This is a genomic window from Peribacillus sp. ACCC06369, assembly GCF_030348945.1.
Taxonomy (GTDB): domain Bacteria; phylum Bacillota; class Bacilli; order Bacillales; family DSM-1321; genus Peribacillus.
Window position 1 is genome coordinate 1,685,313 of sequence record NZ_JAUCEN010000002.1, and the last position, 15,522, is coordinate 1,700,834.

The window sequence follows — 15,522 nt, forward strand, 5'->3', positions numbered from 1 at the left end:
TGTATGGATATGAACCAGTATTTAGAGGTATTTATAGAAGAAAGTAAAGAACATTTACAAATGTGCAGCGAACAGATGCTGGTACTCGAAAAGAACCCGGAAGACCTCTCGATTGTCAACGAAATCTTTCGTTCCGCCCATACCCTAAAAGGGATGTCGGCAACAATGGGGTATGAGGACTTAGCCAATTTAACCCATAAGATGGAGAATGTTTTGGATGCGATCCGAAACAGTCAAATCATTCTTACGCCTGAATTGTTCGATGTGTTATTTTTAGCTGTTGATGATTTAGAGGCGATGGTCATGTCCATTGCTGAAGGTGGAGATGGAAAAAGAAATGTGAAGAGTGTTGTCCGCCAGCTGGAATTGATTGAAAATGGGGAGTCACCCGTGTCTACCTCCATTGCAGAAGTTGCAGCTTCTGTCGCTCTTGAAAAGGAGGAAATGATTGCGGGAGAGTACGATGAATTTGAATGGACAGTACTTCAGCAGTCCAATGATCAAGGCTTCAACAGCTTTGAAATTTCGATAGGTTTGCGTGAGGACTGTCTTTTAAAAGCTGCCCGGGTTTTTATGGTATTCGAGGTGCTTGAAAAATCAGGTGAAGTAATCAAGTCACACCCACCCGTAGAGCTTTTGGAAGAAGAACAGTTCGATCAGCAATTTACTGTCACCATGGTAACAACAGAGTCGAGTGAAGTGATAAAGAAAAAAATCATGAAGGTTTCTGAAGTGGATCACGTTGTTATAAATACCCTTGACCTTGAAGGCTTGCGACATGCTGCCAATGTTAAAGTGGATAAAGTTGCTGAAGTTCAGGAACAAGAGACTAATCATGCAGTGCTTCCAACTGATATTAATGAGAAGAAAAAACAGTCACCCGCTAAGCCGGCATCAAGCAAGACCATTCGGGTGAACATTGAGCGGCTTGATATACTAATGAACTTATTCGAGGAACTTGTAATCGATAGAGGCAGACTTGATCAAATTTCAAGTGATTTGGATAATCAGGAATTGCATGAAACAGTCGAAAGAATGTCCCGTATAACAAGTGATTTACAAACAATCGTATTGAATATGCGGATGGTGCCAGTGGAAACGGTATTCAATCGTTTTCCTAAAATGGTTCGTCAATTAGCAAGGGATTTAAACAAGAAAGTCGATTTGGAAATCATCGGAGCTGAAACGGAACTTGATCGTACAGTCATTGATGAAATCGGTGATCCTCTCGTCCATTTATTAAGGAACGCCATGGATCATGGGATTGAAACACCTGAAGAACGTCTGGCAAAAGGAAAGGTTGAAGAAGGTAAAATCCTTTTAAAAGCATATCACAGCGGCAATCATGTTTTCATTGAAATCGATGATGACGGTGCAGGCATCAATAAAGAGCGGGTCTTGAACAAGGCGCTATCCAATGGGATATTAACTAAGGAAACTGCCGCCACCCTCTCGGATAAGCAAATCTATGAATTGATATTCGCTTCAGGTTTCTCAACAGCGGAAACCATATCGGATGTTTCAGGGCGCGGTGTAGGGCTGGATGTAGTTAAAAATACTATTGAGTCTCTCGGTGGAACTGTCACGATCGATTCCAAGGAGAATGAAGGTTCCATCTTCCTTATTCAGCTTCCGCTTACATTGTCCATTATTTCTGTCATGCTGGTTGCAATCCAAAATGAAAAATATGCGATACCGCTTTCTTCTATTATAGAAACGGCAATCATAAAAAAAGAAGATATCATGAATGCCCATAATCAACAAGTTATTGACTTCAGGGGGAAAGTTCTACCACTGCTGTTCCTGAAAGATATATTTGAAGTGCCTTTCAGCCAGGAAGATGAAGAGTTCCTCTCCGTGGTCATTGTAAGAAAAGGCGATAAATTAGCGGGATTGGTCGTTGATTCATTTATCGGGCAGCTGGAAATCGTATTGAAATCACTAGGTAATTATTTAACAACTGCATTTGCAATATCGGGGGCAACGATTCTTGGTGATGGCCAAGTTGCCTTAATCATAGATTGCAACACATTGATTCATTGAATAATAGATAACTAGGGCAGGGTGATGGGAAGTTGGTTCATAATTTCGTATATAGTTTTGCTTTAAGAGTAACCTGTCATCATGAGTTTTTTTAGAGGAGGGGAATGAGATGTCGCAGGATATGAAAGTAATCGTATTTCAAATTAAGGATAAAGAATATGCCATTCCAGTGGATAAGGTAAGCGGTATCGAAAAGCTTCTTCATATTACCAGAGTTCCAAAGGCTGCACTGTTTGTTAAGGGAGTCATAAATTTAAGGGGTGTAATCACTCCAATTATTGATTTACGGGTCCGTTTTGGTTTCGAAGAGGTGGAATACGATGGTTCAACACGGATCATCATTGTCATTCTGGATGATATGGAAGTGGGATTAATAGTGGACTCTGCCAATGATGTTTTGGATATTCCAGTGGATAGTATCGAGCCGCAGCCAGAAGTTGTGGGACATGTGGCTTCAGAATACATTAGCGGGGTGGCTAAAATTGAAAAGCGTCTGCTCGTCCTAATTAATTTGAAAAAGGCTTTGAGTCTAGAAATGACTGAAAATATATTAAGAGAAGGATAATCATATGTCGTTCATTGAGAAAATCAATCCTCTTCAACTCGATATTTTGAAGGAAATTGGCAATATAGGTGCAGGGAACGCAGCAACGGCGCTTTCTGCCATCCTAAATAGGAAAATTGATATGAATGTTCCTAATGTCCAAATCGTTTCCTTTGATGAAATGATGGTAATGGCCGGCGGGGCCGATCACGTCGTTGCCAGTGTTTTCCTTAGAATAGAAGGGGATGCTTCCGGGAGTATGTTTTTTGTCCTATCGCTTCCAGTAGCTGAATACTTGATTCGTCAGCTGACTGGTGTTGAAACCTTTTTGATAGATTCCACACCTTATAATGAATTGGCACTCTCCTGCCTTGAGGAATTAGGGAATATTTTATCGGGATCCTATCTCTCATCACTCTCTGATTTCACCCGATTGAATATCTATCCATCCGTTCCGTCATTGAGTATCGATATGGTCGGGGCATCGATCAGTTATGGATTATTGGGATTATCTCAAGTAAGTGACACAGCCATTGTCATTGATACTGTACTTGAAAAAGACCAGCTATTTGCTGAATCCATTAATGGTCATTTCTTTCTCTTACCCGATCCCGATTTTTTTGATATCATTTTTTCCGCTTTAGGAATGTCACCTAATGACTGAACTGTTAAAGGTCAAGGTTATTAAGGTTGGAATAGCGGATATGAATATTATAAAAACTCCCTATTCGATTCGTACTTCTGGGTTGGGGTCGTGTGTTGGTGTTGTGATTTATGATGAAAAAAAAGAAATTGCAGGTTTGGCCCACATCATGCTGCCTGACTCTTCACTTGCTAAATCGGGACAGATAAACGTTGCCAAATTTGCAGATACGGCGATAAAGGAATTAGTGCAGCTCTTAGTACAAGAAGGCGCGAGAATGCGATTCCTAAAAGCGAAGTTGGCTGGAGGTGCGCAAATGTTTCAATTTGCCTCCGGAGGGGATTTATTGAGAATAGGACCCCGGAATGTTGAAGCGGTCCGGAAAGAGTTATCTGACTTGCACATTCGAGTCGTTGCCGAAGATGTAGGCGGGAATTTCGGGAGAACGATCGAATTCAATTTGAAAGATTGTTTGCTAAATATACGGACCGTTACTAAAGGGACAAAAAACATATAGGAACGTATCAGGCTTTTCTTAAAAAAAGAACAGCCAAAACTCTGAAAGTTACACTGCAATCGAATTATTGTTTCTTTTATGGCCTTTAAGGGCCGTTTTGATTACAAAACATATACAATGTTAGGAGGATGTCCAATGTCTCATCTTACCACCGAAGAAGAGCAGTTATGTTGGAAAAATTGGGTTGGTTGCAAAGATCCGCTGGCCGGGGACATTTTGGTTAAGAAATACATCCCACTCGTATCGTATCATGTTCAACGCATTTCAGTGAGTCTTCCTAAAAATGTGAGTCGAGATGATATAAGGAGTTTAGGGATGATGGGGTTATTCGATGCCCTGGAACGTTTTGATACGAAGCGTGACCTGAAGTTTGATACATATGCCTCATTTAGAATTCGTGGTGCTATTTTAGATGGATTAAGAAAAGAGGATTGGCTTCCACGGAGTGCAAGAGATAAAGCCAAGAAAATTGAATCTGCAATAGAAAAGCTAGAGCAGCAATACATGAGGAACCTTTCTCCAAACGAGATTGCAGCTGAATTGAATATCCCGGAAGAGGAAGTATATGCTGCATTAAATGAGAATTTCTTTGCCAATGTACTATCAATGGATGAAAATCCCCAAGAACAAGACGATAAAGAAAGCACGAATTTTCATATTAAAGATGAAAAAGCGGATTTACCTGAGGAACATGTGTTAAGGGAAGAACTGTATGTGGAATTAGCCCAAGTCATAGAAACCCTTAATGAAAAGGAACAGTTGGTTTTACAGCTTTTTTATAAAGAGGAACTAACATTGACCGAAATTGGACAAGTGATGAGTCTATCTACGTCCCGGATTTCCCAGATTCACTCGAAAGCGATATATAAATTAAGAAACGCGATGAATGATCAAAAGTTGAACTAGAAGTACAGTTCAAATTCATCCTCATATGGAAATCCAATGAAAACACACTTTCGCTCGGTTTTGTTCGATGATTGGAAATGAAAAAGGGTTTTCAAAGGAAGTTGGGTAGCCTATGAGCTTAAAACCGATTGAGATGTATTTCCCCGAATCCAGGGTGCAAAAGCATCCACGCCCATTTTCATGAAAAAGAAGGAAATGCAAACAGGCGCCAGTCTCCAAAAAAATATAAACAAAAAGTAATCAAGAAAAAAACAACAGTGAAAAAAGATCCCCAACCGAGGGTTGAATATTCCGGTTAATTAGGAGGCAACATGTTAGTATTTTTTATGTTTCTGTTGTTTGTATTAAATATATTCACCATTTTTGCCATCATCGTTTTATATCTTCGACAAAATCGTTTAAGTCAGCTGGAAAAAGATCAAAAGGCAATCATTGGTGAAATGGAACAACTTATGTCTGGTTATTTGATGGAAATGAAAGAGGACAACGAGACAATGGTAAAGGCATTCACCAATTCGGTTGCAATGAATCCCGAGTATGGACAAAAAAGTCAAGAACATGGGTCAATAAAAGAAACCATGGAAGATAAAGAAGTAAAACAAGAGCAAAACATGCTGCAAGCATTTAAAGAGGGAAGTCGTACTGCCTCTAAAAAGCAGGCGATCACCGCCTACAAAATAATGCCTGAAGAACAAGATGACAATTCTTTACCCGTAAAAGTTGAAGACAAATTAGAGCTTTCATCAGCAGCCACTTCCCTTCCAAACGAAGGGAAACGGACTGGTAAAGAATTTTCGGACATATTACAGGCCTCGGTAAATGCGCGAACATTAAATGAACAAGTGGATATGTTAGCGGATCAAGGTCATTCAATTGAAGAAATCGCCAAAAAGTTAGGTCGCGGTCAAACGGAAATAGAGCTATTACTAAAGTTTCGCATGAATAGATAAATATTTCTTGATTGAGCAGAATCATTATGGTATATTATGAAATGGTGTTAATACACACGCCCCGTGATTCTTGCAGATGGTGCTGTTTCGACAGTTTCTGTATGAAAATGATCGGTGCGGAGGAAAAACAAAACCATTTAGGAGGAAATAAAATGTCAGTCATTTCTATGAAACAATTGCTTGAAGCTGGTGTGCATTTCGGACACCAAACACGTCGCTGGAACCCGAAAATGAAGAAATATATCTTCACTGAGCGTAACGGCATCTACATCATCGACCTTCAAAAAACAGTTAAAAAGGTTGAAGAAGCTTATAACTTCGTGAAAGAACTAGCTGCTAACGGTGGAACTGTTCTTTTCGTTGGTACTAAAAAACAAGCTCAAGAATCTGTTAAAGAAGAAGCTATCCGTTCTGGTATGTACTATGTAAACCAACGCTGGTTAGGTGGAACTTTAACAAACTTTGAAACAATCCAAAAACGTATTACTCGTCTTAAAGATATCGAAAAAATGGAAGCAAACGGAACTTTCGAAGTCCTTCCTAAAAAAGAAGTTATCCAACTTAAAAAAGAATGGGATCGCTTAGAGAAATTCTTAGGCGGAATTAAAGATATGAAGACTCTTCCAGATGCGATCTTCGTTATCGACCCTCGCAAAGAGCGTATTGCTGTTGCGGAAGCACACAAATTACACATTCCACTTGTTGGTATCGTTGATACAAACTGTGATCCGGATGAAATCGATGTAGTCATTCCTGCGAATGACGATGCAATCCGTGCTGTTAAATTATTAACAGGTAAAATGGCAGATGCTATCTTAGAAGCTAAACAAGGCGAAGAAACAGCAACTGAAACAACTACTGCTTAATAAGTAAAAAAGGTTGCTTATTCAGTAAGAAAAAAAGGTGATAAGAGGATAATGCCTTTTATCCCTTTTTTTTGCACTAAATAAGCATACATAAATCACTGTACGGAATGTTTTTTTAAAAAGGTATGGTCGATTTTCGAGGTTAGAAAGTCATCAGGTATTGAGTTCAGTCAAATTGACTGAATAAGTGGATGGTTTTTCTGGAATATTGCCAAGGCTCGTAATTATTCTTTGATGATAACAAGTATTTTTTGGCAATAATGGGTAAAGATTGAATAAACTGCATTTAATTTGAGGAGGATATATATTATGGCAATCACTGCACAATTAGTTAAAGAATTGCGTGAAAAAACTGGTGCTGGTATGATGGACTGTAAAAAGGCACTTGTACAAACAGAAGGCGATATGGAAAAAGCAATCGATTTCCTACGTGAAAAAGGAATTGCAAAAGCTGCTAATAAAGGCGACCGTATTGCTGCTGAAGGTTTAACTTCTATCGTTGTAGAAGGAAACCAAGCGGTTATTCTTGAAGTGAACTCAGAAACTGATTTCGTTGCTAAAAACGAAGGCTTCCAAGCACTTGTTAAAGAATTGGCTGCATTCCTTCTTGCTAACAAACCTGAAAGCGTTGAAGTTGCTCTTGAGCAAACAATGGAAAATGGTGCAAAAGTTGCAGATCATATTAATGCTGCAGTTGCTAAAATCGGGGAAAAATTAACTCTTCGCCGCTTCCAAGTCGTTACTAAAACAGATAACGACGCATTTGGTGCATACCTTCACATGGGTGGACGTATCAGCGTACTATCAGTTCTTGAAGGTACAACTGACGAAGATGCAGCTAAAGGCGTTTCAATGCATATCGCTGCAATTAACCCAAAATATATCTCTCGCGACCAAGTCGATGCTAGCGAATTAGATCGCGAACGCGAAGTTCTTACTCAACAAGCGCTTAACGAAGGCAAGCCGGAAAAAATCGTTGCAAAAATGGTTGAAGGCCGTATCAATAAATTCTACGAAGAAATCTGTGTAAACGAACAAGCTTTCGTTAAAAACCCAGATCAAAAAGTGGGACAATTCGTAGAATCAAAAGGCGGAAAAATCCAATCATTCGTTCGTTATGAAGTAGGGGAAGGTCTTGAAAAACGTCAAGAAAACTTTGCTGAAGAAGTAATGAACCAAGTTAAAAAAGACTAATTGTCAGATAATTAATAATAGGGAACACTCTGGTGTTCCCTATTTTTTGAAATGTCATGAATTTTTGGTAGTATTGCAAGAAAGCATGATGAACGAACGAAAAGATTACATAGTTGGAGGTTCTCATGAGTAACGCTAAATATAAACGTGTCGTTCTAAAACTAAGTGGCGAAGCATTAGCCGGTGAAGAAGGATTTGGAATTAACCCTGCAGTAATTAAATCTATTGCTGAACAAGTCAAGGAAGTGGCTGAGCTTGATGTGGAAGTGGCTGTCGTTGTCGGCGGCGGAAACATTTGGCGCGGGAAAATAGGCAGTGAAATGGGTATGGATCGTGCTAATGCCGATTATATGGGTATGCTTGCTACAGTCATGAACTCATTGGCATTACAAGACAGCCTTGATCAGCTTGGAATTGAAACGCGCGTTCAAACTTCCATTGAGATGAGACAAGTTGCAGAACCATATATCAGACGCCGTGCAATCAGGCATCTAGAGAAAAAAAGAGTGGTGATTTTTGCAGCTGGTACAGGTAATCCATACTTTTCGACGGATACCACTGCCGCCCTGCGCGCTGCTGAAATTGAAGCTGATGTCATCTTGATGGCGAAGAATAATGTGGATGGCGTTTACAATGCAGATCCGGTTAAGGACAAAAATGCAGTGAAGTATGATGAACTTTCCTATCTTGATGTGATTAAAGAAGGATTGGAAGTAATGGATTCGACTGCGTCCTCATTATGCATGGACAATGATATACCATTGATTGTCTTCTCGATTATGGAAAAAGGTAATATTAAACGAGCCGTTCTAGGCGAAACGCTTGGAACTATTGTAAGGGGGAAATAAAAGATGCCGAAACAAGTTATTTCGAATGCGAAAACGAAAATGGAAAAAGCCATTGGAGCGTACACACGTGAATTAGCCAGCATCCGTGCCGGAAGGGCAAATGCCTCATTGCTTGATAGAATCTCGATTGATTATTATGGTTCGCCGACACCAGTTAATCAGGTGGCTGGTATTTCTGTCCCGGAAGCAAGACTTTTGGTCATTCAACCATATGATAAGACAGTATTAGGTGAAATTGAAAAGGCGATTTTGAAATCGGATTTAGGCTTAAATCCTTCTAATGATGGATCGATCATCAGGATAGCCATCCCGGCTTTAACTGAAGAACGCAGAAAAGAGCTTGTGAAAGTTGTCAAAAAAGAAGCGGAAGAAGCAAAAATAGCTGTCCGTAATGTGCGTCGCGATGCTAATGATGATTTGAAAAAGCTTGAAAAAAATGGTGAAATCACTGAAGATGATTTACGTGGCTATGCTGATGACATCCAAAAGATGACAGATGGCAATATCACGAAAATCGATGAGATTACAAAAGATAAAGAAAAAGAAATTTTGGAAGTATAATTTCCATTTAAGAATTTTTTAAATAAAGAGGGCCGAATCCATACAGGGTCATGTCTTGGTTCTAACATATAGGTGTGCTTAAAAGAGAAAACTGTTATAATAAGGTTTCTCCGATAATGATTACTCCTTGAGTTAGTATGTTGCATGCAAACGTTGGAGGTGGTCCTTTTTTTGCATTTTTCATTGTAATCATAACCGGTTTTAGAATAAAAGAAGTAATGATTTCTCCCTTTCTAGCTTCTAATGAAGAAATAATTTTCATAATAATAATATGAGAACGAGTTTTTTTTTGATATTATAATATAGATTCTTTTTAAGCGGCAGAAAGCTTGATATACATAGTGCACGAAAACTTTGCCTTTGTAGAGAGATAAGTACAACCTGATGGGGGACTAACATATGTATTCACTTTGGAAGCGTTTCGTTAATAAAGATGCTTCTTCCGATGTAACAAATAGGATTCAGCATATTAAACAGTTTGATGTTCCTCAGCATATCGCCATCATAATGGATGGAAACGGCCGTTGGGCCAAAAAGCGTGCATTGCCACGTGTGGCGGGTCATCATGAAGGAATGAAAACCGTTCGTAAAATTACGAAAGTTGCCAATAAATTAGGGGTCAAAACTTTGACAGTCTATGCGTTTTCCACTGAAAACTGGAAACGTCCGAAAAGTGAAGTCGACTTTTTGATGAAGCTTCCCCAGGAATTTCTTGGGACATTTTTACCTGAGCTCATTTCCGAAAATGTAAGAGTTGAAACGATCGGGGACATATCACTCATTCCTGCACATACTCAAAATGCCGTTAAACGGGCAATGGAAGATACGAAGGATAATGATGGGATGATTCTGAATTTTGCCCTTAACTATGGAAGCCGTGGGGAGATTGTATCTGCAGTGAATAGCATCATTCAAGATGCTAAGAATGGTATAGTAAAGGAAAATGTAACTGAGGAAATGCTATCCAGTTATCTGATGACCAAACATTTGTCGGATCCGGATTTACTGATCCGTACAAGCGGTGAAATCCGTTTGAGTAATTTCATGCTTTGGCAGGCGGCTTATACTGAGCTTTGGTTTACAGAGGTGCTATGGCCGGATTTTAGTGAAGAGCATTTATTGCAGGCAGTTGAGGAGTATCAAAAACGTTCACGAAGATTCGGTGGCGTTTAATGTAGAAGGCGAGGAAAATGGAATAATGAAACAACGAATTATTACGGCGGTCGTAGTTGCCGCTATCTTCATTCCACTAGTCATTTTAGGGGGCATTCCCTTTTTACTGACGGTTTATCTGTTGGGGTCCATTGGTTTGTATGAACTGATGAAAATGAAAAATTTACGTGTACTATCTTTTGAAGCATTTCTTTCTCACATATTATTGTGGGTACTTTTATTGCCTAATGAACATACCGCTTTTTTAGCGGAAATAAATTACGATAAAGTGCAAGTCTTCTTAATCGGGGTATTGCTGCTATTACTTTATACAGTCGTTTCAAAAAACCGTTTTACTTTTGATGATGCAGGATTTTTAGTGATTTCGGTCCTATACCTGGGAATGGGTTTCTACTACCTATTCGAAACACGTGACTCTTTAGGGTTGGGTCTTATCTATATCTTGCTTACATTATTTACGATCTGGGCAACCGATTCCGGAGCATACTTCATAGGTAAATCACTTGGTAAAAGAAAGCTATGGCCAGAAATAAGTCCAAACAAGACGGTTGAAGGATTTATCGGCGGGTTATGTTCCGCGATGGTAGTGGGTGTGCTATTTTACGCCTTCTCCAGTCTTGACTACACATTATTACAATTATTATTGATTTCATTGATCATTGGGGTATTCGGCCAATTGGGCGATCTCGTCCAATCGGCGTATAAACGTCATTATGGGGTTAAGGATTCCGGGAAGCTTCTCCCGGGACACGGTGGAATTTTGGACAGGCTTGATAGCGTGATATTCATTTTACCGATTTTGCATTTATTGCATGTTTTATAATATAAATATAGGCAAGTGTTTAATGAATTAGGAGATGAGCAATTTGAAAAATATCAGCCTTTTGGGCGCGACAGGTTCGATTGGTCAACAAACAGCGGATGTGGTAAGGTCCCATCCCGATCAATTCAAGATAGTGGCGCTTTCTGCTGGAAAGAATATAGAATTGGTAAGGGCCTATATACAAGAGTTTGAACCGAAACTAGTTTCAGTCCAGACGGAAGAAGATTATCATGTTTTGAAAAGTGAATTCTTCAGCCGCAAGGATATCGAGTTCATGTATGGCGATGAGGGAATGACTGCTGTTGCTGTGTTTGATCAAGCGACGATATTGGTCAATGCCGTCATCGGAAGCGTGGGCCTTTATCCGACACTTCAAGCAATAAAGGCTAAAAAGGATATTGCTATCGCCAACAAGGAAACTTTGGTAACGGCAGGTCATTTGGTTATAAGTGAAGCTAAAAAGGCGGGGGTTAGATTGCTGCCGGTTGATAGTGAGCATTCCGCTATTTTTCAGGCATTGCAGGGTGAAAGGGAAAAAAATATAGAACGTCTTGTCATCACTGCTTCAGGAGGCAGTTTTCGCGATCGGACCAGGGAAGAATTGAAGGGTGTAACGGTGGAAGAGGCGCTGAACCATCCGAACTGGTCAATGGGAGCGAAAATCACGATCGATTCAGCTTCAATGATGAATAAGGGTTTGGAAGTGATTGAGGCCCACTGGCTATTCGATCTTCCATACGATAAAATTGATGTATTGCTACATAAGGAGAGCGTCATCCATTCCATGGTTGAGTTTCATGACTCCAGCGTGATAGCGCAACTGGGTTCACCGGATATGCGAGTGCCGATACAATATGCACTTACTTATCCAGACCGTATGCCGCTAGAAGGGCGTAAACGCCTGAACCTTGCTGAAGCGGGCAAACTGCATTTTAGCGATATGGATTTCAGCAGATATCCTTGTTTGCAATTCGCCTATAAAGCGGGTAAAATGGGCGGAACGATGACTACCGTTTTGAATGCCGCCAATGAAGCGGCAGTTTCTGCGTTCTTATCTGGAAAGGTATCCTTCCTTGAAATTGAAACGTTAATTGAAAAAGCGCTGAATCAGCATTCTGTCATAGCCCTTCCTGATTTAGAAACGATTCAGGAAGTGGATAATATGACTAGGCAGTATATAGAATCTTTAGTGAAAGATAGGTGACCGGAACATGCAGACTTTAGAAACGATTATAGCGTTCATCATCATTTTTGGCGCTCTTGTATTTTTCCATGAGCTTGGACACTTAGTATTCGCAAAGCGTGCCGGAATTTTATGCCGTGAGTTCGCAATAGGTTTCGGGCCAAAAGTATTCACATATAAAAAGAAGGAAACCGTTTATACCATTCGATTGCTTCCATTGGGCGGATATGTGCGTATGGCTGGTGAAGACGCAGAAAATATCGAATTGAAGCCCGGCTATCGAGTAGGATTAATGTTTGATAATGAAGAGAATGTTACAAAAATCATTTTGAACAACAAAGATAAATATCCTGATATTCGTATTGTGGAAGTTGAAGTGATCGACCTTGATCATAAACTTATCCTTACTGGTTATGAAGAGGGCGAGGAAGCTACATTAAAAACGTTTACCATTCATAAAGAAGCGGTAATCGTTGAAAATGGTGTGGAGAACCAGATTGCTCCATTTGACCGGCAATTTGCCTCAAAGTCGCTTGGGCATCGTTTTCTTACGATTATAGCTGGTCCGGCAATGAACTTCGTTTTGGCTTTTGTCATTTTTGTGTTGATCGGCTTGTTTCAAGGAGTCGTGGTGGATGAAGCGAAACTTGGTGAGTTGACTCCAGATGGTTCGGCTGTAAATGCCGGTTTAAAATCTGGGGATGTCATTCAATCCATAGAAGGGACGGAAGTGTCTTCTTGGGGGGATGTTCAGGAAAGCATTCAAAAGAACCCCGGACAAGAGATCGAGTTTGTCGTTGACAGGGACGGGAAAACATTAGAAGTGCCGGTTGTTCCACAAGAAGTGGAGAGGGAAGGTAAGAAAATCGGGATTATCGGTGTTTACCCTCCAGTTGAAAAAGCACCGATTAAAGCCATACAATATGGTTTTACAGAAACGTATTTCTGGACAAAACAAATCTTCATCATCCTTGGTGACCTCGTAACGGGTGGATTTACGATTGACAGTCTATCCGGTCCTGTAGGAATATATAAATCAACTGAAGAAGTAGCGAAACAAGGTTTATTCACTTTAATGAAATGGGCAGGGCTGCTCAGCATTAACCTGGGAATCATGAACCTGCTGCCGCTACCGGCATTGGATGGAGGAAGATTGTTATTCTTTGTGGTCGAATTCTTAAGAGGGAAACCGATCGATCGCCAAAAAGAAGGAATGGTTCACTTCATCGGCTTTGCATTGCTGATGTTATTGATGATTGTCGTTACATGGAATGACATTCAGCGATTCTTCTTATAAGACATGTTTGGGTAAGTAAACAGGCCAGCAGATTTTTCTGTTGGCTGTTTCTTTCTGAAGAAAGAAAGTCATTTCCTAGTTTTTTAACGGTTTTGGGGAAATAGTTTGTTTTCTAGGGAAATCGTAAGTATAATCGAGAATGAGTATATTAAATTAGCTTTTCTGAATAACGCAGAAAGTCTTTTTTGTATGATATGACCGTAATCATGCTGCGGTATGAATCTTACCGTAGAAGAGTTAAATTAAAAGGAAATATTGAAGAGGTGCAGATATGAAACAAAGTATGACGTTGATCCCTACATTGAGAGAAGTGCCTGCGGATGCTGAAATCAAAAGTCATCAGCTTCTATTACGTGCAGGATTTATGAGACAAAACTCCAGCGGGGTTTATAGTTTTATGCCGCTTGGAAAAAGAGTGCTTCAAAAGGTTGAAGCGATTGTTCGGGAAGAGATGGAGAATGCTGGCGCAGTAGAACTATTGATGCCGGCTCTACAACAAGCCGAATTCTGGCAGGAATCTGGACGCTGGTATACCTATGGTCCAGAGTTGATGCGCCTTAGGGACCGCAACAACCGTGAATTTGCGCTTGGTGCCACACATGAAGAAGTGATTACCAGCTTAGTTCGTGATGAAGTGAAATCCTACAAGCGTCTTCCTTTAACGGTTTACCAAATCCAAACCAAATTCCGTGATGAAAAAAGACCACGTTTCGGATTGTTGCGTGGACGTGAGTTCATCATGAAGGATGCTTATTCCTTTCATGCCAATCAAGAAAGCTTGGATGCTGTTTATAAAAATTTATATGCGGCATATTCAAATATATTTAGCCGTTGTGGGTTGGACTTCCGTGCCGTCATTGCCGATTCGGGGGCGATGGGCGGAAAGGATACACATGAATTCATGGTCCTATCTGAAATAGGGGAAGATACCATTGCCTATTCTGATACTTCCGATTATGCAGCAAATATTGAAATGGCACCGGTGAGTGTAATATATGAAAAAAGCTCCGAAGCACAAATCGCACTTGAAAAAATTCATACACCTGGTCAAAAATCGATTGAAGAAGTGGCTTCATTCTTAAATACCGAAGCAGAGAAACTGATCAAATCGTTATTGTTCAAAGTGGATGAAAAGTATGTGCTTGTATTGGTACGAGGAGATCATGAAGTCAATGATATCAAGCTGAAGAATTTCTATAACGCTTCAATCGTTGAATTGGTCGATCCAAATGAGACGAAAGAAGTCCTAGGATGTACAATTGGATCTCTTGGACCAATCAACGTCACTTCTGAAGTGGAAGTGATTGCCGATGTTGCCGTCGAAGCAATGGTTAATGGTATCTGTGGTGCAAATGATGAAGACCATCATTATGTGAACGTAAATCCCGATCGTGATTTTAACGTGGCTAATTATATAGATCTTCGTTTCATTCAAGAGGGTGACCCATCACCGGACGGAAACGGAAAAATTAAATTTGCCAAAGGGATTGAGGTTGGCCATGTATTCAAACTGGGAACTAAATATTCCGAAGCTATGAATGCGACATTCCTGGATGAGAATGGACGGTCGCAGCCTATGATCATGGGCTGTTATGGTATTGGTGTTTCCCGTACACTTGCAGCTGTAGCTGAACAATTCAACGATGAAAAAGGATTGGTCTGGCCATCGAATTTAGCGCCATACCAAGTTCATTTGATTCCAATCAATATGAAGGATGAGGCTCAGGCTGCGCTGGCAGAAGATTTATATAATGACCTAAAGGCACAAGGCATGGATGTTCTTATGGATGATCGTCAAGAACGTGCTGGCGTAAAATTTGCTGACTCTGACCTGATCGGTCTTCCTGTAAGGGTGACGGTCGGTAAAAAGGCATCCGAGGGTATCGTCGAAGTGAAAATCCGTAAAACGGGTGAGGTTCTTGAAATTGAAAGATCTGAACTAACTCAAAAACTTCACGAAATACTAGGATAAAT

At 40.2% G+C, this 15,522-nt stretch carries 15 protein-coding genes; all 15 read left to right on the forward strand.

The genetic code is table 11. The features are described from left to right. The first annotated feature begins 3 nt into the window (after positions 1-3). Positions 4-2,043, forward strand: coding sequence for a chemotaxis protein CheA (locus tag QUF78_RS09130; RefSeq protein WP_289324405.1), 2,040 nt, complete (start codon positions 4-6; stop codon positions 2,041-2,043). A gap of 109 nt (positions 2,044-2,152) precedes the next feature. Continuing rightward, complete coding sequence (locus tag QUF78_RS09135; protein ID WP_289324406.1) at positions 2,153-2,608, forward strand: chemotaxis protein CheW; 456 nt, start codon at positions 2,153-2,155, stop codon at positions 2,606-2,608. Between the two features lie 4 nt (positions 2,609-2,612). Further along, positions 2,613-3,251, forward strand: coding sequence for a chemotaxis protein CheC (locus tag QUF78_RS09140; RefSeq protein WP_289324407.1), 639 nt, complete (start codon positions 2,613-2,615; stop codon positions 3,249-3,251). After that, positions 3,244-3,747 carry a chemotaxis protein CheD gene (locus tag QUF78_RS09145; protein ID WP_289324408.1) on the forward strand — a complete coding sequence of 168 codons (504 nt, stop codon included), beginning with the start codon at positions 3,244-3,246 and terminating at the stop codon, positions 3,745-3,747. Before QUF78_RS09140 ends, QUF78_RS09145 begins: the two co-directional genes overlap by 8 nt. Positions 3,748-3,882: 135 nt before the next feature. Continuing rightward, positions 3,883-4,653 (forward strand): FliA/WhiG family RNA polymerase sigma factor, encoded by a 771-nt coding sequence (locus QUF78_RS09150; RefSeq protein WP_289324409.1) that lies wholly within the window; start codon positions 3,883-3,885, stop codon positions 4,651-4,653. A gap of 311 nt (positions 4,654-4,964) precedes the next feature. Beyond that, positions 4,965-5,603, forward strand: coding sequence for a hypothetical protein (locus tag QUF78_RS09155; RefSeq protein ID WP_289324410.1), 639 nt, complete (start codon positions 4,965-4,967; stop codon positions 5,601-5,603). 152 nt (positions 5,604-5,755) lie between these two features. Then, positions 5,756-6,469 (forward strand): 30S ribosomal protein S2, encoded by a 714-nt coding sequence (rpsB, locus tag QUF78_RS09160; protein WP_056526825.1) that lies wholly within the window; start codon positions 5,756-5,758, stop codon positions 6,467-6,469. Between the two features lie 309 nt (positions 6,470-6,778). Then, positions 6,779-7,663, forward strand: a complete 885-nt coding sequence (gene tsf / locus QUF78_RS09165) for a translation elongation factor Ts (RefSeq protein WP_289317137.1) — start codon at positions 6,779-6,781, stop codon at positions 7,661-7,663. Positions 7,664-7,788: 125 nt separating this feature from the next. Further along, the gene (gene pyrH / locus QUF78_RS09170; RefSeq protein ID WP_057913387.1) at positions 7,789-8,511 is read left to right on the forward strand and encodes a UMP kinase; all 723 of its coding nucleotides are present in this window, start codon (positions 7,789-7,791) and stop codon (positions 8,509-8,511) included. 3 nt (positions 8,512-8,514) lie between these two features. Beyond that, positions 8,515-9,072 (forward strand): ribosome recycling factor, encoded by a 558-nt coding sequence (gene frr / locus QUF78_RS09175; protein WP_289317136.1) that lies wholly within the window; start codon positions 8,515-8,517, stop codon positions 9,070-9,072. A gap of 399 nt (positions 9,073-9,471) precedes the next feature. Then, a complete protein-coding gene (locus QUF78_RS09180) occupies positions 9,472-10,245 on the forward strand; it encodes an undecaprenyl pyrophosphate synthase (protein WP_289317134.1) in 774 nt (257 codons plus the stop codon). Positions 10,246-10,270: 25 nt separating this feature from the next. Next, complete coding sequence (locus QUF78_RS09185) at positions 10,271-11,068, forward strand: phosphatidate cytidylyltransferase (protein WP_289317133.1); 798 nt, start codon at positions 10,271-10,273, stop codon at positions 11,066-11,068. 43 nt (positions 11,069-11,111) lie between these two features. Beyond that, on the forward strand, positions 11,112-12,272 hold the full coding sequence (gene dxr, locus QUF78_RS09190; protein WP_289324411.1) for a 1-deoxy-D-xylulose-5-phosphate reductoisomerase: 1,161 nt from the start codon (positions 11,112-11,114) through the stop codon (positions 12,270-12,272). Between the two features lie 7 nt (positions 12,273-12,279). After that, a complete protein-coding gene (rseP, locus tag QUF78_RS09195; RefSeq protein ID WP_289324412.1) occupies positions 12,280-13,548 on the forward strand; it encodes an RIP metalloprotease RseP in 1,269 nt (422 codons plus the stop codon). Between the two features lie 271 nt (positions 13,549-13,819). After that, positions 13,820-15,520 carry a proline--tRNA ligase gene (locus tag QUF78_RS09200; protein WP_289324413.1) on the forward strand — a complete coding sequence of 567 codons (1,701 nt, stop codon included), beginning with the start codon at positions 13,820-13,822 and terminating at the stop codon, positions 15,518-15,520. Positions 15,521-15,522: the final 2 nt, after the last annotated feature.

What these genes read in the sequence shown, in the direction of transcription:
- frr (WP_289317136.1), top strand. Translation starts at nt 8,515, where the DNA reads ATGCCGAAACAAGTTATTTCGAATGCGAAAACGAAAATGGAAAAAGCC.
- QUF78_RS09135 (WP_289324406.1), top strand. Translation starts at nt 2,153, where the DNA reads ATGTCGCAGGATATGAAAGTAATCGTATTTCAAATTAAGGATAAAGAA.
- QUF78_RS09130 (WP_289324405.1), top strand. Translation starts at nt 4, where the DNA reads ATGGATATGAACCAGTATTTAGAGGTATTTATAGAAGAAAGTAAAGAA.
- QUF78_RS09180 (WP_289317134.1), top strand. Translation starts at nt 9,472, where the DNA reads ATGTATTCACTTTGGAAGCGTTTCGTTAATAAAGATGCTTCTTCCGAT.
- QUF78_RS09200 (WP_289324413.1), top strand. Translation starts at nt 13,820, where the DNA reads ATGAAACAAAGTATGACGTTGATCCCTACATTGAGAGAAGTGCCTGCG.
- rseP (WP_289324412.1), top strand. Translation starts at nt 12,280, where the DNA reads ATGCAGACTTTAGAAACGATTATAGCGTTCATCATCATTTTTGGCGCT.
- QUF78_RS09155 (WP_289324410.1), top strand. Translation starts at nt 4,965, where the DNA reads ATGTTAGTATTTTTTATGTTTCTGTTGTTTGTATTAAATATATTCACC.
- QUF78_RS09185 (WP_289317133.1), top strand. Translation starts at nt 10,271, where the DNA reads ATGAAACAACGAATTATTACGGCGGTCGTAGTTGCCGCTATCTTCATT.
- QUF78_RS09140 (WP_289324407.1), top strand. Translation starts at nt 2,613, where the DNA reads ATGTCGTTCATTGAGAAAATCAATCCTCTTCAACTCGATATTTTGAAG.
- QUF78_RS09150 (WP_289324409.1), top strand. Translation starts at nt 3,883, where the DNA reads ATGTCTCATCTTACCACCGAAGAAGAGCAGTTATGTTGGAAAAATTGG.
- rpsB (WP_056526825.1), top strand. Translation starts at nt 5,756, where the DNA reads ATGTCAGTCATTTCTATGAAACAATTGCTTGAAGCTGGTGTGCATTTC.
- QUF78_RS09145 (WP_289324408.1), top strand. Translation starts at nt 3,244, where the DNA reads ATGACTGAACTGTTAAAGGTCAAGGTTATTAAGGTTGGAATAGCGGAT.
- pyrH (WP_057913387.1), top strand. Translation starts at nt 7,789, where the DNA reads ATGAGTAACGCTAAATATAAACGTGTCGTTCTAAAACTAAGTGGCGAA.
- tsf (WP_289317137.1), top strand. Translation starts at nt 6,779, where the DNA reads ATGGCAATCACTGCACAATTAGTTAAAGAATTGCGTGAAAAAACTGGT.